Source organism: Thalassovita mangrovi (genome assembly GCF_009857745.1).
Classification (GTDB): Bacteria; Pseudomonadota; Alphaproteobacteria; order Rhodobacterales; family Rhodobacteraceae; genus Thalassobius; species Thalassobius mangrovi.
This window is the reverse complement of record NZ_WWEN01000002.1, coordinates 533,911-552,909: the sequence shown is the minus strand read 5'-3', so window position 1 is coordinate 552,909 and position 18,999 is coordinate 533,911. Positions and strand designations below refer to the sequence as shown.

Below are 18,999 nucleotides of genomic sequence, written 5' to 3'. Positions count from 1 at the left end.
ACAGATTTCGCCCGTGTTTTCTGTTGCAGAAAACGCCGTTACGCTTTCGGCGGCAGGTATTTCGACGCTTCCTTGCGGGCGAAGGGCTTCATCGCCTTGCCATGTTCCCGCAGGAAGGCGATCACCCGGTCGGGATCGTGTTTCGACAATTCACGCAGCCACCAGGCCACCGATTTCTGGATGAACCATTCGGGATCGTTCACATAGGCCCCGGCCCAGCCCAGCACCCGTTCGCGAATCTCGACATCGGCCGGTTTGGGGTGGTTCTGCTTGGTCCAGGGAAGGGTGATCACCATCGCCGCGCGGCGGGTCCAGTGGCTGTCCGACCGGGTCCATTCCTCGACCTCGACGATGCGCGCGGGATCGGCCTGCAGCCGTTTCTGCCCTGCCATCATCGCGTGATCGGCAATCGCCCAGCTGTCGAAATCGGGAACCCAGCTCTTGATCAGGTCCCAAGCTTCTTGATCAGGCCTGATCCGCGCCTGGGTCAGCAGTTTCGCCGCCGCCAGCCGGGCCTCGAAAATATCGCTGTCCCACAGCGCGCGCGCCAGCGCGACGCGTTCGTCCACCGTCAGCTGTTGCCGCCAGTCCTTCGCCAGATCGTTCAGCGCCGGGTTGGGGATGCCAAGGTAAGTCCGCGGCACCTTGTGATACTCGGCCATGCCTTCGGCGCGGCCCGGTTCCACCTGCGCCTTCAGCGCCTCCAGTGCCTCGTCCAGCGTCATTCGACAGTCACCGATTTGGCAAGGTTGCGGGGTTGGTCGACATCGGTGCCCTTGGCTTCCGCCGTGTGATAGGCCAGCAACTGCGCCGGCACCGCATAGAGGATCGGGGTCAGGATCGGGTCGATCTCGGGCATCACGATGGTGCGCCAGGAATCGCCCGAGGTATCGTCGGCGCCCTTGCGGTCGGTGATCAGAACCACCTTGCCGCCGCGCGCCAGCACTTCTTGCATGTTCGACCGAGTCTTGTCGAACAGCGCGTCATAGGGCGCCATGACGACCACCGGCATGGTCTTGTCGATCAGCGCGATCGGGCCGTGCTTCAATTCGCCGGACGCGTAAGCCTCGGCGTGGATGTAGCTGATTTCCTTCAGCTTCAGCGCGCCTTCCAGGGCCAGCGGATACATCAGGCCCCGGCCCAGGAACAGAACGTCCGAGGTCTCGGCCAGCTTCTGCGCCGCCGCCGCGATGACGCCGTCCTGTTCCAGCGCCGTGTTCAGCGCCGCCGGCAATCCGCGCAGGGCGCTCAGCTTGTCGGCGATGTCCTCGGCGCTCAGCGTGCCGCGCTGTTCGGCGGCTTTCAGCGCCAGCATCAGCAGCACCGTCAGCTGGCAGGTAAACGCCTTGGTCGAGGCGACGCCGACCTCGACACCCGCCAGGATCGGCAGCGCCAGGTCGCTTTCCCGCGCGATGGAGCTTTCGGCGACATTGACCACGGACACGATCTTGTCGGCCTTGCCATCGCAATAGCGCAGCGCGGCCAGCGTGTCGGCGGTTTCGCCCGACTGGCTGACGAACAGCGCCATGGTGCCGCCGGGAACGGGCGGTTCGCGGTAGCGGAATTCGCTGGCGATATCGACCTCGACCGGCATTTGCGCCAGCTGTTCGAACCAGTATTTGGCGGTCAGGCAGGCATAGAAGGCGGTGCCGCAGGCGACCATGGTCAGCCGGTTGATGGATGTGAAATCGATATCTTCGGGCAATTCGACCGAATTGCCGTCGGCAGACAGGTAATGGCGCACCGCTTCGCCGATCACCAGCGGCTGTTCGGCGATTTCCTTGGCCATGAAATGCTTGTGGCCGCCCTTGTCGATCCGCGCGTCGTCCAGGTGGATGGTGCGCATTTCGCGATTGGCCAGTTCGCCATTGGCGTCACGGATTTCCAGGCTTTCGCGGGTGATCACCGCGAAGTCGCCTTCGTCCAGATAGGTGATCTTGTCGGTCATCGGAGCCAAAGCGATGGCGTCGGAGCCCACGAACATTTCACCTTCGCCATGACCAACGGCCAGCGGGCTGCCCTTGCGGGCGGCGATCAGCAAGTCATTTTCGCCCTCGAACAGGAAAGCCAGCGCAAAGGCGCCGTCAAGCCGCGCCACGGTCTTGCGCGCGGCTTCGACCGGGCTGTTGCCCTGTTCCAGGTAATACTGGGCCATCAGGGCGACGGTTTCGGTGTCGGTTTCGGTGGCGAAATCGATGCCCTGACCGGCCAGTTCGGCGCGCAGTTCGCGGAAATTTTCGATGATGCCGTTATGCACGACGGCCACGGGGCCTGCCTTGTGCGGGTGGGCGTTGATCACCGAAGGCGCGCCATGGGTGGCCCAGCGGGTGTGCCCGATCCCGGCCTTGCCGAGCAGCGGTTCGTGGACCAGCAGGTCGGACAGGTTGACCAGCTTGCCCACTGCCCGGCGGCGATCCAGCTGGCCCTCGTTCACCGTGGCGATCCCGGCGCTGTCATAGCCGCGATATTCCAGCCGTTTCAGCGCATCCACCAGAATGGGCGCTGCTTCATGGTCGCCCAGGACCCCGACAATTCCGCACATTATCCTGCCTCTTTATCCCGTTTCGCCTTCTTGGCTTTCAATATTTCCCGTAGCTTCGCCGCCAGCCCCGGCTTGTTCACCTGGGTGCCGCGGGCGATGGCCAGCGCGTCGTCTTCGACATCCGCTGTGATCACCGATCCGCTGCCGGTCATGGCGCGGTTGCCGATCTTGACCGGGGCGACCAGCATGGTGTTCGACCCGATGAAGGCCTGCGCACCGATCTCGGTCTTGTGCTTCATCACCCCGTCGTAATTACAGGTGATGGTGCCAGCGCCGATATTGGTTTTCTCACCGACATGGGCGTCGCCGATATAGCTCAGGTGGTTGGCCTTGGCGCCCTCATCCAGAACTGCGTTCTTGATTTCGACGAAATTGCCGACATGCACATCTTCGGCCAGCTCTGCGCCGGGGCGCAGCCTTGCATAGGGGCCGACGGTGGCGCCGCGCGACACGTGGCAGCCTTCGAGATGCGAAAAGGCGCGGATCAGCGCGCCGGATTCCACCGTGACACCGGGGCCGAAGATCACGTTGGGCTCAACGATGGCGTCGCGGCCGATGACGGTGTCATGGGCAAAGAACACGGTGTCGGGCGCGGTCAGCGTGACGCCGTTGTCCAGTGCTTCGGCGCGGGCGCGGGCCTGGAACGCGGCCTCGGCCCCGGCCAATTCGGCGCGGGAATTGACGCCCAGCGTTTCGGCCTCGTCACAGGTCACAGCCGTGGCCGACAGCCCTGCGGCGCGGGCCAGCGCGACGATGTCGGGCAGGTAATACTCGCCCGCCGCATTGTCGTTGCCGACCTCGTCCAACAGCCGGAACAGGGTGGATTTTTCTGCCGCGAGAATGCCTGAATTGCAAAGGGTTATCGCGCGTTCCTCTTCGGTCGCGTCCTTGAATTCGACGATCCGGTCCAGGGTGTCGCCATCCATCACCAGCCGCCCGTAACGGCCCGGATCGGCGGCCTCGAAGCCCAGAACGACCACGTCGTTGCGGGCCCGCGCCGCGGCGATGTTTTCGATGGTTTCGGGCTGGATGAAGGGCGTGTCGCCGTAAAGCACGATCACGTCGCCGTCGAAGCCCTCGAGCGCCGCGCGCGCCTGCAGCACGGCGTGACCGGTGCCCAGCTGTTCTTCTTGCAGCACCACTTCGGCGCGGTCGTCCCAGTCGCGCGCGGCCTTGGCCACCTCATCGGCGCCGTGACCGGCCACGATCACCAGCTTTTTCGGATCGAGCGCCGCGCCGGATTTCATCGCGTGGACCAGAAGGGGGGCGCCCGCGACCTTGTGAAGGACCTTGGGCAGGTCCGAATTCATCCGTGTCCCCATGCCCGCGGCGAGGATGACCATTGCCGTGCTCATGCCGTTTCTCTTCTTATTTGCGTTGCGCCCGTTTTATCTGCTTGGCACAAGAGCGCAAGGCCGCGTTGCATCACGTGTGATTGCGGCGTGCAACAGAAGCGGGCGGAAAAGCGCCAAGAGGAATGAGGCAGTCATGCAAACGGTGATCTTCGACCTGGACGGGACGCTGGCCGATACCAGCGGCGATCTGATCGCGGCGGCCAATGCCTGTTTCCGGGCGATGGGGCGCGGCGACGTTCTTGACCCGCTGGTGGATGCCTCGACCGCTTTCATGGGCGGGCGGGCGATGTTGACGCTGGGGCTGGAACGGATCGCGCATGGCGACGTGGCCGGGCAGGTCGATCAGTGGTATCCGCATCTGCTGAGCGCCTACGAGGCCGATATCGACCGCTACACCACGATCTATCCCGGCGCGATGGAGGCGGTGGGGGTGCTGAGCGCCACCGGCTACAAGGTCGGCATTTGCACCAACAAGCCCGAAAAGCTGGCCGAAACGCTGCTGTCGCGGCTCGGCATACGCAAGGCGTTCGCTTCGCTGATCGGGGCCGATACCCTGCCGACGCGCAAACCCGATCCGGCGCCGCTGCGCGAAGCGGCACTGCGGGCGGGCGGCGATCCGGCGCAATCGCTGATCGTCGGCGACACGATCACCGACCGGCAGACCGCGCGGGCCCTCGGCGTGCCCTGCATCCTGGTCACCTTCGGGCCGGATGGCCGGGCGGTTGCGGATCTGGATCCCGAGGGGATGATTGATCATTACGACGCCCTGCCGGGCGAGGTACGGCGGCTGATCGGCGTGCCCGCATTGACGGACTAGGCGCAAAGGCCCAGAAATACCCCATGAGCGAAAGATTCACCGGCAATTTCACCCAGCAGGAACCGATCCCGGACGAGGCGATCGACGCCGCAGTCGCGGTGATGAAGACCGGCCGTCTGCACCGCTACAACGTGGCGCCGGGCGAGGCGGGCGAGGTTGCGCTGCTGGAACAGGAATTCGCCGCGGCGATGGGGGCGAAATACGCGCTGGCGGTGGCCTCGGGCGGGTATGCGCTGGCTTGCGCCCTGCGCGCCATCGGGGTGAAGCCCGGCGACAAGGTTCTGACCAACGCCTTCACCCTGGCCCCGGTGCCCGGCGCCATCGCATCGGTCGGCGCGGTGCCGGTTTTCGTCGGCGTGACCGAAGGCCTGGTGATCGACCTGGACGACCTGGCGGCCAAGGCGGATCAGGCCGACGTTTTGATGCTGTCGCATATGCGCGGGCATCTGTGCGACATGGACCGGCTGATGGACATTTGCAATGCCGCGGGTATCAAGGTGATCGAGGATTGCGCCCACACGATGGGCGCGCGCTGGCGCGGTCGGCTGTCGGGGACCGATGGCATCATCGGCTGCTATTCGACCCAGACCTACAAGCATCTGAATTCCGGAGAGGGCGGGTTCCTGATCTGCGACGATCCGCAGGTGATGGCCCGCGCGGTGATGCTGTCGGGGTCCTACATGCTGTACGACCGGCATCTGGCTGCGCCGGAACCAGAGGTGTTCGAGGCGGTCAAATACGACACGCCCAATATCTCGGGCCGGATGGACCATCTGCGCGCCGCGATCCTGCGGGTGCAGCTGCGTGATCTGGACCGGCAATGCGATCGTTGGAACGACCGCTACCGCGTGGTCGAGGACGGGTTGCGGGGAACGCCCGGCCTGACGGTGATCGAACGGCCCGAGGCGGAAGAGTACGTCGGATCGTCGATCCAGTTCCTGCTGCTGGACTGGTCCGAGGCGAAGATCGCCGAGGTGCTGCGCCGCTGCCTGGCGCGCGGGGTCGAATTGAAATGGTTCGGCGGCGCGGAGCCTTCGGGATTCACCAGCCGCTATGACAGCTGGCGCTATGCGCCGAGCGAGGCGATGCCGCAGACCGACCGGGTGCTGAAGGGGATCGTCGACATGCGTTTGCCGTTGACCTTCAGCCTGGACGATTGCGCGCTGCTGGCCCGGATCATCCGGGCCGAGGTCGGCGCGGTGTGGCAGGCGGGCTAGGGGCGCTGCCCCTCTCCGTTGAAATTTCCAAGAAATTTCAACGCATTCACCCCGGGATATTTTTGAAAAGAAGAAGATCGTGATGCGTCGCGATGCGTGGATGGCTGCGTTTTGCAACGGCATGCTTGACGCGACTCGGGGGCTGTGACACTTATTGAACAAGTGTTCATTAACCGGGATGGAGGAGCCGGACCATGTTCAACGCCGTGATGAATTTCGACCTGGGCGAAGATGTGAATGCGCTGCGCGAGATGGTGCATCGCTGGGCGCAGGAGCGCATCAAGCCGATGGCGGCCGAGATCGACCGCTCCAACGCATTCCCCAACGAGCTGTGGCAGGAAATGGGCGAGCTGGGCCTGCTGGGCATCACCACGCCGGAAGCCTATGGCGGCGCCGGCATGTCCTATCTGGCGCATGTGATCGCGGTCGAGGAAATCGCCCGCGCGTCGGCCTCCGTGTCGCTGAGCTATGGCGCGCATTCCAACCTCTGCGTCAACCAGATCAAGCTGAACGGCAGCGAGGAGCAGAAGCAGAAATACCTGCCGGGGCTGATTTCCGGCACCCATGTCGGCGCGCTGGCGATGTCCGAACCCTCGGCCGGGTCCGACGTGGTGTCGATGAAACTGAAGGCCGAGAAGCGCAACGGGTACTATGTGCTGAACGGCAACAAGTACTGGATCACCAACGGGCCGGATGCCGACACCCTTGTGGTCTATGCCAAGACCGACCCCGATGCCGGGTCGAAGGGCATCACCGCCTTCATCATCGAAAAGTCGATGACCGGGTTTTCCACCTCGAACCATTTCGACAAGCTGGGCATGCGCGGCTCGAACACCGCCGAGCTGGTTTTCGAAAACGTCGAGGTGCCGTTCGAAAACGTGCTGGGCGAGGAAGGCAAGGGCGTGCGCGTGCTGATGTCGGGGCTGGATTACGAACGGGTGGTCCTGTCGGGGATCGGCACCGGTATCATGGCCGCCTGCCTGGACGAGGTCATGCCCTACATGGTCGAGCGCAAGCAATTCGGCCAGTCGATCGGGGATTTCCAGCTGATGCAGGGCAAGATCGCCGACATGTATACGTCGATGAATTCCTCCCGCGCCTATGTCTACGAGGTGGCCAAGTCCTGCGACCGGGGCGAGGTGACCCGTCAGGATGCCGCCGCCTGCGTGCTTTACGCCAGCGAAGAAGCGATGAAAGTGTCGCATCAGGCGGTGCAGGCGATGGGCGGGGCGGGCTTCCTGTCGGACAGCGCGGTCAGCCGGATCTTCCGCGATGCCAAGCTGATGGAAATCGGCGCCGGCACCTCCGAGATCCGCCGCATGCTGGTGGGCCGCGAACTGATGGCGGCGATGCGCTGAGCCATGCTGCCGCGTGCTGAAACCTATGGTGAGCTGATCCGGGATTTCCGTTGGGACATCCCGGAGCGGCTGAACATGGCGGCGCAGGTCTGTGACGACTGGGCCGCCCGCACCCCCGACCGGGTGGCGATCATTGACATGACCGGCGGCACGGCCCGGCGGATCAGCTATGGCCGGTTGCGGCAGATGGCCGACGGGCTGGCGCATGAACTGGCGGTGCGCGGGGTAAAGCGCGGTGACCGGGTCGGTGTGCTGCGGTCGCAATCACCCTGGACCGCGGCGGCGCATATCGCCTGCTGGAAGCTCGGCGCGATCTCGATCCCGCTGTTCAAGCTGTTCGGGGTCGAGGCGTTGATCACCCGGCTGGACGATGCCGGGGTCGAACTGGTCGTCGCCGACCCGGACGGCACCGAAGGGCTGACCGAATGGCTGAAAGGGGCAGGGCGGCAATCGCTGGTTCCCGAAAGCTGCGATCTGTCCGATGCCCGGTTCGAGACCGCCGATACCGGCTCCGAGGACCCCGCCGTCCTGATCTATACCAGCGGTACGACCGGGGCGCCCAAGGGCGCGCTGCATGCGCACCGGGTGCTGATGGGGCATTTGCCGGGGGTCGAGGTCAGTCACGATTTCCTGGGCCAGGGCGGCGATTGCCTGTGGACCCCGGCCGACTGGGCCTGGATCGGCGGGCTGTTCGACGTGTTGATGCCGGGGCTGGCGCTGGGCGTGCCGGTGGTGGCGGCACGGATGGACAAGTTCACCGTCGCCGAATGCCAGCGCATCGTCGACGTGGCGGGGGTGAAAAACGTGTTCTTCCCGCCCACCGCGCTCAGGATGCTGAAGGCCGAGGATGCCGCCATTTCCGGGCTGCGTTCGGTCGCGTCGGGCGGCGAACCTTTGGGGGCGGAAATGCTCGACTGGGGCCGCCGCGCCTTCGGGCTTCAGATCAACGAATTCTACGGCCAGACCGAATGCAACATGGTGGCGTCTTCCTGCGGTACCCTGTTCAACCCGAAACCGGGCTGCCTTGGCAAACCCGCGCCGGGGTTCGACATCGCGGTGCTGGACGGCGACGGCACTCCCTTCGACGGCGAGGGCGATATTGCTATCCGCAAGGGCGCGGCCAGCATGATGCTGGAATACTGGAACCGGCCCGATGAAACGGCGGAGAAGTTTTTCGGCGACTGGATGCTGACCGGCGACCGGGGCACCTGGGACGGCGATTTCCTGCGCTTCGTCGGGCGCGAGGACGACGTGATCACCTCGGCTGGATACCGCATCGGGCCCTCAGAGATCGAGGATGGTTTGCTGAAGCACCCCGCCGTCGCCACCGTCGGCGTGGTGGGCAAGCCCGACGCGCTGCGCACCGAGATCGTCAAGGCCTACGTGGTGCTGAAACCGGGGGTCGAACCGGGCGAGGCGCTGGCGAAAGAGCTGCAGGATTACGCCAAGGAACGGGTGGCAAAGCATTCCTACCCGCGCGAAATCGCCTTCCTAGACGCCCTGCCGATGACGGTGACGGGCAAGGTGATCCGCAAGGAATTGAAAGCGCGCGCGATGCGCGAGTCGGAGGAGACTTGAAATGAAACTGAAATCTAACGCTCTTCCCTCCTCGGAAGCCTTCCAGTCTAACCTGAAAGGTCATCTCGAAGCGCTCGAAACCGTGAGCAAGGCTGCCGAGGCCGCCCGTCTGGGCGGCGGCGAGCGCTCCCGCGAGCGGCACGAGGCGCGCGGCAAGATGCTGCCGCGCCGCCGGGTGGCGAACCTGCTCGACCCCGGATCGCCCTTCCTCGAAATCGGCGCCACCGCGGCGCATGGCATGTATGACGACGCCGCCCCCGCCGCCGGTGTCATCGCCGGGATCGGCCGGGTGCATGGCATCGAATGCATGGTGGTGTGTAACGACGCCACGGTGAAGGGCGGTACCTATTACCCGATGACCGTCAAGAAACACCTGCGCGCGCAGGAGATCGCCGAGCAGAACCATCTGCCCTGCATCTACCTGGTCGACAGTGGCGGCGCCAACCTGCCGCAGCAGGATGAGGTGTTCCCGGATCGCGATCATTTCGGCCGCATCTTCTACAATCAGGCCAACATGTCGGCCAAGGGCATCCCGCAGATCGCCGTCGTGATGGGATCGTGCACCGCAGGCGGCGCTTATGTGCCGGCGATGTCCGACGTCACCATCATCGTCAAGGAACAGGGCACCATCTTCCTCGCCGGTCCGCCGCTGGTGAAGGCCGCGACGGGCGAGGTGGTCAGCGCCGAAGACCTGGGCGGCGGCGACGTGCATACGCGGCTATCGGGCGTGGCGGATTACCTGGCCGAGGACGACGCCCACGCGCTGGCGCTGGCGCGCCGCGCCGTCAGCCATCTGAACCGCGCCAAGCCGCAGACGGTGCAGTGGCAAAGCCCCGAGGACCCGGCCTATGACCCCGAGGAAATCCTCGGCGTCGTGCCCGCCGACCTGCGCACCCCCTACGACATCCGCGAAGTGATCGCGCGCACCGTCGACGGGTCGCGCTTCGACGAATTCAAGCCGCGTTTCGGTGAAACCCTGGTCACCGGTTTCGCCCATGTGAAGGGTTGCCCGGTCGGCATCGTTGCCAATAACGGCGTGCTGTTTTCCGAGGCCGCCCAGAAGGGCGCGCATTTCGTCGAACTGTGCAGCCAGCGCAAGATCCCGCTGGTGTTCCTGCAGAACATCACCGGCTTCATGGTGGGCCGCAAATACGAAAACGAAGGCATCGCGCGGCACGGGGCCAAGATGGTGACGGCGGTGGCTTCCACCAAGGTGCCGAAAATCACCATGCTGGTGGGCGGGTCCTTCGGGGCGGGTAATTACGGCATGGCGGGACGGGCCTATTCGCCCCGCTTCCTGTGGACCTGGCCCAACTCGCGCATCTCGGTGATGGGCGGCGAACAGGCGGCCGGTGTGCTGGCCACCGTCAAGCGCGACGGCATCGAACGGCAGGGCGGCAGCTGGTCGGCCGAGGAAGAGGCCGAATTCAAGCGCCCCACCATCGAGATGTTCGAGGAACAATCCCACCCGCTCTACGCCTCCGCGCGGCTGTGGGACGACGGCATCATCGACCCGCGCAAGACCCGCGACGTGCTGGCGCTGTCGCTCAGCGCCTCGCTTAACGCGCCGATCGAAGACACGCGGTTTGGCGTGTTCCGGATGTAATCCTTCTCCTTTTCAAAAATATCCCCGGGGGTCCGGGGGCAGGCAGCCCCCGGTCCGGACCCAAGACAAAAGGACCAGACAGATGTTTGACAAAATCCTGATCGCCAATCGCGGGGAAATCGCCTGCCGGGTGGCGCGTACTGCCCGGGCCATGGGCGTCAAGGTGGTTGCCGTCTATTCCGACGCCGATGCCTCCGCCGCCCATGTCGCCGCCGCAGACGAGGCGGTGCATATCGGCGGCTCGGCCCCGGCCGAAAGCTACCTCAAGGGTGACCGTATCATCGAGGCCGCGCTGCAAACCGGCGCGCAGGCGATCCATCCCGGTTACGGCTTCCTGTCGGAAAACCCCGATTTCGTCGACGCAGTCGAAGCGGCGGGTTTGACCTTCATCGGCCCTTCGGCAGACGCGATCCGCAAGATGGGACTGAAGGATGCCGCCAAGGCGCTGATGGAAGAGGCCGGCGTGCCGGTCGTTCCAGGCTATCACGGTGCCAACCAGGACCCCGAACACCTGTCCGGGGCGGCCGATACCATCGGCTACCCGGTGCTGATCAAGGCGGTCGCCGGCGGCGGCGGCAAGGGGATGCGGCTGGTCGAGGACCCGAAGGATTTCATGGCAGCGCTGGACAGTGCGCGCAGCGAGGCGCAGACCGCCTTCGGCAACCCGGACGTGCTGATCGAGAAATACATCCAGAAACCCCGCCATATCGAGGTGCAGGTTTTCGGCGACGGCCAAGAAGCCGTCCACCTCTATGAACGCGACTGTTCGCTGCAGCGCCGCCACCAGAAGGTGATCGAGGAAGCCCCGGCGCCCGGCATGACCGAGGACATGCGCGCGGCGATGGGGCAGGCGGCGGTGCGCGCCGCCGAGGCGATCAACTACAAGGGCGCGGGCACCATCGAATTCATCGTTGACGGGTCCAAGGGGCTGCGCCCCGACGGGTTCTGGTTCATGGAAATGAACACCCGGCTGCAGGTGGAACACCCGGTGACCGAGGCCGTCACCGGCGTCGACCTGGTCGAATGGCAATTGCGCGTCGCGGCGGGCGAGGCGCTGCCGAAAGGGCAGGACGAGCTCACCCTGACCGGCCACAGCTTCGAATCCCGGCTTTATGCCGAGGACGTGCCCAAGGGCTTCCTGCCCGCTACCGGCACGCTGGCGCATCTGGGATTCCCCACCGAGGCCCGCGCCGACAGCGGCGTGCGGACCGGCGACACGATCAGCCCGTTCTACGACCCGATGATCGCCAAGATCATCACCTTCGGCCCGACCCGCGACATCGCGCTCAGCCGGATGAAATCGGCGCTGGCGGGTTGCGAGGTGGCGGGCACCGTGACCAACCTGCGTTTCCTCTCGGCGCTCTGCAATCACCCGGGCTTCGCGGCAGGCGAGGTCGATACCGGGCTGATCGGCCGCGATATCGACAGCCTGACCGGCGCGCCGGTGCCCAGCGTGCAGCACCGCGCGCTGGCGGCGCTGGCGGCGCTTGGACTGCTGGAGGGTGCCGACGACACCGGCTTCACCCTGTGGGAACCGCTGGCCCATCACGTGGCGCTGGAGTTCGACGGTGAGCCGTTCGACGCCGATATCCGCAGCCACGGCCCCGACCATCACAGCGTGACGATCGGCGAGGACACGGTCGAGGCGAAACGCATCGCGGGCCGCTGGTCGCTCGACGGTATCCCGGCGCCGGGGCTGTCGGTGGCGGGCGACCTGATCACCGTATTCGCCGAGGCGGGGCTGGGCTTCACCCGCATCGACCCGCTCGACGTCGCCGCCAGCGGCGGCGCTGCGGGCAACGTGATCGAGGCGCCGATGCCGGGGCTGGTCAAGGCCGTCTTTGCCGAGGCCGGGCAGCAGGTGCAGGAAGGTGACCGTCTGGCGATCCTGGAAGCGATGAAGATGGAACATTCGCTGCTGGCGGCGCGCGACGGCGTGGTGGCCGAGGTTCTTGCCGAAGCGGGCGCGCAGGTCGAGGCAGGCGCGGCGCTGATCCGGCTGGAGGAGGAGGAAGACGCATGAGTGAATACGTCGAAATCTTCGAAACGGGCCCGCGCGACGGGCTGCAGAACGAAAAGCGGCTGATCCCCACCGAGGAAAAGATCGCGCTGGTCGATTGCCTGTCCGAGGCCGGGTTCAAGCGGATCGAGGTGGCCAGCTTCGTCAGCCCCAAATGGGTGCCGCAGATGGCCGACAGCGCCGAGGTGCTGGCGGGGATCACCCGCAAGCCGGGCGTGTCTTACGCCGCGCTGACCCCGAACATGAAGGGGCTGGAACGGGCGCTGGCGGCCAAGGCCGACGAGGTGGCGATTTTCGGTTCGGCCTCGGAAGGGTTTTCCAAGGCCAATATCAACGCCAGTATCGCCGAAAGCCTGGACCGGTTCGAGCCGGTCGCACATGCGGCGAAAGAGGCGGGGATCAAGGTGCGCGGTTATATCTCCTGCGTGACCGACTGCCCTTATGACGGGGCGACCGACCCGGCGCAGGTGGCACGGGTGGCCGAGGCGCTGGACGCGATGGGCTGCTATGAAATCAGCCTGGGCGACACGATCGGGCAGGGCAGGCCGGAAACCATCGCGGCGATGCTCGACGCGGTGCTGAACGTGATCCCGGCGCAGCGGCTGGCGGGGCATTACCACGACACGGCGGGCCGGGCGCTGGCCAATATCGAGGTGTCGCTGGAAAAGGGCCTGCGGGTGTTCGACGCCGCCGTGGGCGGTTTGGGCGGCTGTCCCTACGCGCCCGGCGCGGCGGGCAACGTGGCGACCGAGGCGGTCGATGCGCGGCTGCGCGAGCTGGGGTATGAAACTGGGCTCGACACCGATGTATTGACCCGCGCGGCGGAAATGGCGCGCGGGATGCGCGTGGGATGACGGAGTTGCTGGCACAGCTTTACGCCCTGCTGTGCCTGGGCGTGATCGTGTTTCAGCTGCTGCTGATCGCGGGGCTGCCGCTGGGTGAATACACCCAGGGCGGCCAGAACAAGGGGGCGCTGCCCCCGCGCGGGCGGGTGATGGCGGCGCTGTCGATCCTGGTGCTGGGGTTCATGGCGCTGGCGATCCTGTCGGCGGTGGGATTTGCCGGGGGCTTCTGGCCGCGCTGGACGGGCTGGGTCGCGGTGGGCCTGTCGGCGCTGACCAGTACGCTGAACTGGATAACACCGTCGCGCAAGGAACGCATGTTTTGGGCGCCGATTGCCACTGTGATGCTGGCGCTGGCGGCCTATGTGATGATCGGGACGGCCTGAACGGGCCGAAGGAGGACAGGATGTACGACACTATCGAGATCGCAACCGACGCCCGCGGCGTTGCCACCCTGTGGCTGGACCGGGCGGAAAAGCACAACGCCATGTCAGCGCAGATGATCGCGGAAATCCATGCCGGGGCCGATGCTCTGGCCGCCGATGACAGCGTGCGGGTGGTGGTTCTGGCGGCGAAGGGCAAAACCTTCTGCGCCGGCGGCGATCTGGGCTGGATGCGGCAGCAGTTCGAGGCCGACCGCGATACGCGCATGGCTGAGGCGACCAAGCTTGCCCGGATGCTGCAGGCGCTCAACACGCTGCCGAAGCCGTTGATCGGGCGGGTGCATGGCAACGCGTTTGGCGGCGGCGTCGGCATGGCCAGCGTCTGCGATATCGCCATCGGCACCGATGAAGTCACCATGGCGCTGACCGAAACCCGGCTGGGGCTGATCCCGGCCACCATCGGGCCGTATGTCTGTGCGCGGATGGGCGAGGCGCGGGCGCGCCGGGTGTTCATGTCGGGGCGGCGTTTCAAGGGGCCGGAAGCGGTGGAACTGGGGCTGCTGGCGAAATCCGTCGCGCCCGAAGACCTGGATGCCGCCGTCGAGGCCGAAATCGCCCCCTACCTGGATTGCGCGCCGGGTGCGGTGGCGCGGGCCAAGGCGCTGCTGCGCACGCTGGGGCCGCGCATCGACGAAGAGGTGATCCAGCACACCGCGGCCGAGCTTGCCGCCTGCTGGGAAGGCGGCGAAGCACCCGAAGGCATCGGCGCCTTCTTCGACAAACGCAAACCCGCCTGGCAGGGCTGAGCGCCCTTCCGAACGGCCTGCGCAGCGGGGTTTTCCCCGCGCGCATCCGGCGGCTGTTTTCCACCTGATGGGGAAGCACGCGCCGCCGCCAAAAGAATCACATTTTCGTTCTCCGGAATCGGCTGCGCGCCGGGCGCGACAATATTATCGTTGCCAGCAGCAAAAAAAATCCCGTCTACTGGAACAGATCGGCACGGCGAACTCTCGTGTACCTTTGCATACAAGGATTTTTAGCAACGTTTGCATAAACTTGAATATGTTCTGGTTCTGTTGACCCTGACAGGGGGCAAGAGTAAACCCTGCCTAGCTGAAGCAGCCTACTGACTGCGCCTTTTGCGCATGAAAGGAGCCACCGTGGAAGAGATGCTGAGGGAATACCTTCCCATCCTCGTCTTTCTGGCCATTGCAATCGTTCTTGGCCTTGTCCTGATCCTCGCCGCTGTCGTTCTCGCCGTCCGCAATCCGGACCCGGAAAAGGTTTCGGCCTACGAATGCGGTTTCAACGCTTTCGACGATGCGCGGATGAAATTCGATGTCCGGTTCTACCTGGTGTCGATCCTGTTCATCATCTTCGACCTGGAAATCGCGATGCTGTTCCCCTGGGCGGTGGCCTTCAAGGACATCACCACCGTCGGGTTCTGGTCGATGATGGTATTCCTGGGCGTGCTGACCGCAGGCTTTGCCTATGAGTGGAAGAAAGGGGCCCTGGAATGGGAGTGATGACGGGGTCCAACACCGCCGGTTTCGACCGCGAGGTGGCGACGCAGGAACTGAACCGCGAACTGCAGGACAAGGGTTTCCTGCTGACCACGGTCGAGGACATCGTGAACTGGGGCCGTACCGGGTCGCTGCACTGGATGACCTTCGGCCTGGCCTGCTGCGCGGTCGAGATGATGCACACCTCGATGCCGCGCTACGACCTGGAACGCTATGGCACCGCGCCGCGCGCAAGTCCGCGCCAGTCGGACCTGATGATCGTCGCCGGCACCCTGACCAACAAGATGGCCCCGGCGCTGCGCAAGGTTTACGACCAGATGCCGGAACCGCGCTACGTGATCTCGATGGGGTCGTGTGCCAATGGCGGCGGCTATTACCATTACAGCTATTCGGTGGTGCGCGGCTGTGACCGCGTCGTGCCGGTCGACGTCTACGTGCCCGGCTGCCCGCCGACCGCCGAGGCGCTGATGTATGGTATCATGCAGCTGCAACGCAAAATCCGCCGCACCGGCACCATCGTGCGCTGATCGCGGGAAGGGGACAGTAATGACCGAAGCCTTGACCGAACTGGCCACCCATATCGAGCTGAAACGGCCCGATTGCGTGATCGGCTGGGACATCGCCTATGGCGAGCTGAACATCGACGTGGCCCCGGCCAATATCGTCGATTTCGTCGACTTCCTGAAATCCGACCAGACCTGCAAGTTTTCCTCGCTGGTGGATATCACCGCCGTCGATTACCCCGAGCGGGCCAAGCGGTTCGACGTGGTCTATCACTTCCTGTCGATGTACCAGAACCACCGCATCCGCCTGCGGGTGTCGGTGCGCGAAGACGAAATGGTGCCCTCGATCGTGGAAATCCACCCCTCGGCCAACTGGTTCGAGCGCGAAGTCTTCGACATGTTCGGCATCCTGTTCTCGGGCCACCCGGACCTGCGCCGGCTGCTGACCGATTACGGCTTCCGCGGCCACCCGCTGCGCAAGGATTTCCCGACCACCGGTTACACCGAGGTGCGCTATGACGAAGAACTCAAGCGCGTGGTCTATGAGCCGGTGAAGCTGGTTCAGGAATACCGCCAGTTCGATTTCATGAGCCCCTGGGAAGGTGCCAATTACATCCTGCCCGGCGATGAGAAAGGGGAGGCGAAATGATGGACGGCTCCAAATTTGACGACGGCAGCGTGGACGCGCTGCAGGGCGAACAGAAGATCCGCAACTTCAACATCAACTTCGGTCCGCAGCACCCGGCGGCGCACGGCGTTTTGCGCCTCGTGCTGGAACTGGACGGCGAAATCGTCGAACGCTGCGACCCGCATATCGGCCTGCTGCACCGTGGCACCGAGAAGCTGATGGAAAGCCGCACCTATCTGCAGAACCTGCCCTATCTCGACCGTCTCGACTACGTGGCGCCGATGAACCAGGAACATGCCTGGTGCATGGCGATCGAAAAGCTGACCGGCACTGAAGTGCCGCGCCGCGCGTCGCTGATCCGTGTTCTGTTTTCGGAAATTGGCCGGGTGCTGAACCACCTGCTGAACGTGACCACGCAGGCGATGGACGTCGGCGCGCTGACCCCGCCGCTGTGGGGCTTCGAGGAACGCGAGAAGCTGATGATCTTCTACGAACGGGCCTGTGGCGCGCGTCTGCACGCGAACTACTTCCGCCCGGGCGGGGTGCATCAGGACCTGACCGACGAATTGATCGACGATATCGAGGAATGGGCGGTCGAATTCCCCGCCGTCCTGGACGATATCGACGGGCTGCTGACCGAAAACCGTATCTTCAAGCAGCGCAACGTCGATATTGGCGTGGTGACCGAGGAAGACATCCAGCAATGGGGCTTCTCGGGCGTGATGGTGCGCGGGTCGGGCCTGGCCTGGGACCTGCGCCGCGCGCAGCCCTATGAATGCTACGATGAATTCGACTTCCAGATCCCCGTCGGCAAGAACGGCGACTGTTTCGACCGCTACCTGGTGCGGATGGAGGAGATGCGTCAATCGACCAGCATCATCCGTCAGGCCGTGGCCAAGCTGCGCGAAACCCCGGGCGACATTCTGGCCCGCGGCAAGCTGACCCCGCCGAAACGGTCGGACATGAAGCAGTCGATGGAAGCCTTGATCCATCACTTCAAGCTTTACACCGAAGGCTTCCACGTGCCCGAGGGCGAAGTCTACGCCGCCGTCGAGGCGCCCAAGGGCGAATTCGGCGTCTACATCAAATCCGACGGGACCAACAAACCCTACCGCGCCAAGCTGCGCGCGCCGGGTTACCTGCACCTGCAGGCGATGGATCACGTCGCCACCGGCCACCAGTTGGCCGATGTCGCCGCCATCATCGGCACCATGGACGTCGTGTTCGGGGAGATCGACCGGTGATGAGTGGAAATGAACTGACGATTGGAGCCTGTGCCTGATGCTACGCCGTCTCTATCACGATCAGCCCGAAAGCTTCGCTTTCACGCCCGAGAACCAGAAATGGGCCGAGGCGCAGATCACCAAATATCCCGAGGGCCGGGCGCAATCGGCCGTCATCCCGCTGCTGTGGCGGGCGCAGGAACAGGAAGGCTGGCTGACCCGCCCGGCGATCGAATATGTCGCCGACATGCTGGGCATGGCCAATATCCGCGCCTTCGAGGTGGCTTCCTTCTACTTCATGTTCCAGCTGACCCCGACCGGGTCGGTGGCGCATGTCCAGGTCTGCGGCACCACGTCGTGCATGATCTGCGGCGCCGAGAAGCTGATCGACGTCTGCAAGGACAAGATCGCCGACAAGCCCTTCACCCTGTCGGCTGACAGCAAATTCACCTGGGAAGAGGTGGAATGCCTGGGCGCCTGCGCCAACGCTCCGATGGTGCAGATCGGCAAGGATTACTACGAAGACCTGACCGCCGAGCGTTTCGCCGAGATCCTCGACGAACTGGCCGCTGGCAAGGTGCCGGTGCCGGGGCCGCAGAACGGCCGTTTCGCGGCGGAACCCAAGTCGGGCCTGACCTCGCTGAAGGAATTCGACAGCGGCAAGACCCAGTATAACGCCAGCGCGCAGCTGGCGGTCGATCTGGGCGATACCGTGAAGCGCATCGACGGTACCGAAGTGCCGATCCTGACCCCGTGGCTGGGCGGCAAATCCGCAGCGGCGAAGCCCGCAGCGAAGAAATCCGCCGCGCCCAAGGCAGAAAAGCCCAAGGCCGCACCGAAGCCGAAAGCCGCGAAACCGGCGGAAACCGCTGATGTGGCCGAGGCCGAACCCGCGCTGCTGAAGGCCGCGCGCGAAGGCGGTGCGGATGACCTGAAGAAGCTGAAGGGCGTCGGTCCGAAGCTGGAGCAGACGCTGAACGAGCTGGGTTTCTATCATTTCGACCAGATCGCGGCCTGGACCGAGGCGGAAATTGCCTGGGTCGACAGCCGGCTGAAGTTCAAGGGCCGGATCGCCCGCGACGGATGGGTCGAACAGGCCGGTAAACTGGCGGCGGGTGAAGACACCGAATTTTCCAAGCGCGTCGACAAGGGCGACGTGTACTGAGGACGGACTGAGTGAGCGACAAGCGCGATATCGCCCTGGCCCGCAAGGGCCGCATCACCGCCCTGGTGATCGCCGGGACGGCGCTGTTCTGGATCGCGGCCACCTTTGTCGGTGGCCAACTGGAACTGAGCCAGCGGGTGCGCGCGCTTTTCGACCTGATCGCCTTGGCCGGGTTCATCCTGGCCATCGTGATGATTTTTCAAATCTGGCGCGCGCGTCAGAATAGCAAAGGGTAAAAC

General features: G+C 64.8%; 18 protein-coding genes. 15 read left to right on the top strand and 3 right to left on the bottom strand.

The features are described 5' to 3' along the window. Positions 1 to 38: 38 nt before the first annotated feature. Genes GR167_RS04430 through glmU form a run of 3 tightly spaced genes read right to left on the bottom strand, consistent with a single transcriptional unit; the run spans position 39 to position 3,897 of the window. Positions 39 to 725: a DNA alkylation repair protein gene (locus GR167_RS04430; protein WP_160972225.1), complete on the bottom strand. Its 687-nt coding sequence runs from the start codon at positions 723 to 725 to the stop codon at positions 39 to 41. Beyond that, complete coding sequence (glmS, locus tag GR167_RS04425) at positions 722 to 2,542, bottom strand: glutamine--fructose-6-phosphate transaminase (isomerizing) (protein ID WP_160972224.1); 1,821 nt, start codon at positions 2,540 to 2,542, stop codon at positions 722 to 724. The genes GR167_RS04430 and glmS overlap by 4 nt, the downstream gene beginning before the upstream one ends. After that, the gene (glmU, locus tag GR167_RS04420) at positions 2,542 to 3,897 is read right to left on the bottom strand and encodes a bifunctional UDP-N-acetylglucosamine diphosphorylase/glucosamine-1-phosphate N-acetyltransferase GlmU (RefSeq protein WP_160972223.1); all 1,356 of its coding nucleotides are present in this window, start codon (positions 3,895 to 3,897) and stop codon (positions 2,542 to 2,544) included. The genes glmS and glmU overlap by 1 nt, the downstream gene beginning before the upstream one ends. A gap of 133 nt (positions 3,898 to 4,030) precedes the next feature. On the opposite strand from glmU, the gene GR167_RS04415 reads away from it, so the two are divergent. The 15 genes from GR167_RS04415 (at position 4,031) to GR167_RS04345 (ending at position 18,996) form a co-directional block, all read left to right on the top strand. Further along, a complete protein-coding gene (locus tag GR167_RS04415) occupies positions 4,031 to 4,714 on the top strand; it encodes an HAD-IA family hydrolase (RefSeq protein WP_160972222.1) in 684 nt (227 codons plus the stop codon). Positions 4,715 to 4,737: 23 nt separating this feature from the next. After that, on the top strand, positions 4,738 to 5,931 hold the full coding sequence (locus tag GR167_RS04410; RefSeq protein ID WP_160972221.1) for a DegT/DnrJ/EryC1/StrS family aminotransferase: 1,194 nt from the start codon (positions 4,738 to 4,740) through the stop codon (positions 5,929 to 5,931). 194 nt (positions 5,932 to 6,125) lie between these two features. Beyond that, entirely contained in the window at positions 6,126 to 7,289 is a 1,164-nt protein-coding gene (locus tag GR167_RS04405) for an isovaleryl-CoA dehydrogenase (RefSeq protein ID WP_160972220.1), read from the top strand. 3 nt (positions 7,290 to 7,292) lie between these two features. Next, positions 7,293 to 8,867, top strand: coding sequence for an AMP-binding protein (locus GR167_RS04400; RefSeq protein WP_160972219.1), 1,575 nt, complete (start codon positions 7,293 to 7,295; stop codon positions 8,865 to 8,867). A 1-nt stretch (position 8,868) separates the two neighbouring features. Continuing rightward, the gene (locus GR167_RS04395) at positions 8,869 to 10,473 is read left to right on the top strand and encodes a carboxyl transferase domain-containing protein (protein ID WP_160972218.1); all 1,605 of its coding nucleotides are present in this window, start codon (positions 8,869 to 8,871) and stop codon (positions 10,471 to 10,473) included. Between the two features lie 82 nt (positions 10,474 to 10,555). After that, on the top strand, positions 10,556 to 12,496 hold the full coding sequence (locus GR167_RS04390; protein ID WP_160972217.1) for an ATP-binding protein: 1,941 nt from the start codon (positions 10,556 to 10,558) through the stop codon (positions 12,494 to 12,496). Next, on the top strand, positions 12,493 to 13,347 hold the full coding sequence (locus tag GR167_RS04385; RefSeq protein WP_160972216.1) for a hydroxymethylglutaryl-CoA lyase: 855 nt from the start codon (positions 12,493 to 12,495) through the stop codon (positions 13,345 to 13,347). The genes GR167_RS04390 and GR167_RS04385 overlap by 4 nt, the downstream gene beginning before the upstream one ends. After that, the gene (locus GR167_RS04380; protein WP_160972215.1) at positions 13,344 to 13,721 is read left to right on the top strand and encodes a hypothetical protein; all 378 of its coding nucleotides are present in this window, start codon (positions 13,344 to 13,346) and stop codon (positions 13,719 to 13,721) included. Before GR167_RS04385 ends, GR167_RS04380 begins: the two co-directional genes overlap by 4 nt. A 20-nt stretch (positions 13,722 to 13,741) precedes the next feature. Beyond that, a complete protein-coding gene (locus tag GR167_RS04375; protein ID WP_160972214.1) occupies positions 13,742 to 14,524 on the top strand; it encodes a crotonase/enoyl-CoA hydratase family protein in 783 nt (260 codons plus the stop codon). Between the two features lie 354 nt (positions 14,525 to 14,878). Continuing rightward, complete coding sequence (locus GR167_RS04370; protein ID WP_160972643.1) at positions 14,879 to 15,244, top strand: NADH-quinone oxidoreductase subunit A; 366 nt, start codon at positions 14,879 to 14,881, stop codon at positions 15,242 to 15,244. Next, complete coding sequence (locus GR167_RS04365) at positions 15,235 to 15,768, top strand: NuoB/complex I 20 kDa subunit family protein (protein WP_212700783.1); 534 nt, start codon at positions 15,235 to 15,237, stop codon at positions 15,766 to 15,768. The genes GR167_RS04370 and GR167_RS04365 overlap by 10 nt, the downstream gene beginning before the upstream one ends. A gap of 19 nt (positions 15,769 to 15,787) precedes the next feature. Next, a complete protein-coding gene (locus GR167_RS04360) occupies positions 15,788 to 16,393 on the top strand; it encodes an NADH-quinone oxidoreductase subunit C (protein WP_160972213.1) in 606 nt (201 codons plus the stop codon). Continuing rightward, complete coding sequence (locus tag GR167_RS04355; protein ID WP_212769858.1) at positions 16,393 to 17,616, top strand: NADH-quinone oxidoreductase subunit D; 1,224 nt, start codon at positions 16,393 to 16,395, stop codon at positions 17,614 to 17,616. Before GR167_RS04360 ends, GR167_RS04355 begins: the two co-directional genes overlap by 1 nt. Before the next feature lie 37 nt (positions 17,617 to 17,653). Then, complete coding sequence (gene nuoE / locus GR167_RS04350; protein WP_160972211.1) at positions 17,654 to 18,760, top strand: NADH-quinone oxidoreductase subunit NuoE; 1,107 nt, start codon at positions 17,654 to 17,656, stop codon at positions 18,758 to 18,760. Positions 18,761 to 18,771: 11 nt separating this feature from the next. Beyond that, positions 18,772 to 18,996: a DUF5337 domain-containing protein gene (locus GR167_RS04345; RefSeq protein ID WP_160972210.1), complete on the top strand. Its 225-nt coding sequence runs from the start codon at positions 18,772 to 18,774 to the stop codon at positions 18,994 to 18,996. Positions 18,997 to 18,999 lie beyond the last annotated feature (3 nt).

Bases quoted from the DNA above. Each gene is read 5' to 3' on its own strand.
- GR167_RS04375 (WP_160972214.1), top strand. From the start codon at position 13,742: ATGTACGACACTATCGAGATCGCAACCGACGCCCGCGGCGTTGCCACC.
- GR167_RS04395 (WP_160972218.1), top strand. From the start codon at position 8,869: ATGAAACTGAAATCTAACGCTCTTCCCTCCTCGGAAGCCTTCCAGTCT.
- GR167_RS04400 (WP_160972219.1), top strand. From the start codon at position 7,293: ATGCTGCCGCGTGCTGAAACCTATGGTGAGCTGATCCGGGATTTCCGT.
- GR167_RS04410 (WP_160972221.1), top strand. From the start codon at position 4,738: ATGAGCGAAAGATTCACCGGCAATTTCACCCAGCAGGAACCGATCCCG.
- glmS (WP_160972224.1), bottom strand. From the start codon at position 2,542: ATGTGCGGAATTGTCGGGGTCCTGGGCGACCATGAAGCAGCGCCCATT.
- GR167_RS04390 (WP_160972217.1), top strand. From the start codon at position 10,556: ATGTTTGACAAAATCCTGATCGCCAATCGCGGGGAAATCGCCTGCCGG.
- GR167_RS04365 (WP_212700783.1), top strand. From the start codon at position 15,235: ATGGGAGTGATGACGGGGTCCAACACCGCCGGTTTCGACCGCGAGGTG.
- glmU (WP_160972223.1), bottom strand. From the start codon at position 3,897: ATGAGCACGGCAATGGTCATCCTCGCCGCGGGCATGGGGACACGGATG.
- GR167_RS04355 (WP_212769858.1), top strand. From the start codon at position 16,393: ATGGACGGCTCCAAATTTGACGACGGCAGCGTGGACGCGCTGCAGGGC.
- nuoE (WP_160972211.1), top strand. From the start codon at position 17,654: ATGCTACGCCGTCTCTATCACGATCAGCCCGAAAGCTTCGCTTTCACG.
- GR167_RS04405 (WP_160972220.1), top strand. From the start codon at position 6,126: ATGTTCAACGCCGTGATGAATTTCGACCTGGGCGAAGATGTGAATGCG.
- GR167_RS04360 (WP_160972213.1), top strand. From the start codon at position 15,788: ATGACCGAAGCCTTGACCGAACTGGCCACCCATATCGAGCTGAAACGG.
- GR167_RS04385 (WP_160972216.1), top strand. From the start codon at position 12,493: ATGAGTGAATACGTCGAAATCTTCGAAACGGGCCCGCGCGACGGGCTG.
- GR167_RS04415 (WP_160972222.1), top strand. From the start codon at position 4,031: ATGCAAACGGTGATCTTCGACCTGGACGGGACGCTGGCCGATACCAGC.
- GR167_RS04380 (WP_160972215.1), top strand. From the start codon at position 13,344: ATGACGGAGTTGCTGGCACAGCTTTACGCCCTGCTGTGCCTGGGCGTG.
- GR167_RS04430 (WP_160972225.1), bottom strand. From the start codon at position 725: ATGACGCTGGACGAGGCACTGGAGGCGCTGAAGGCGCAGGTGGAACCG.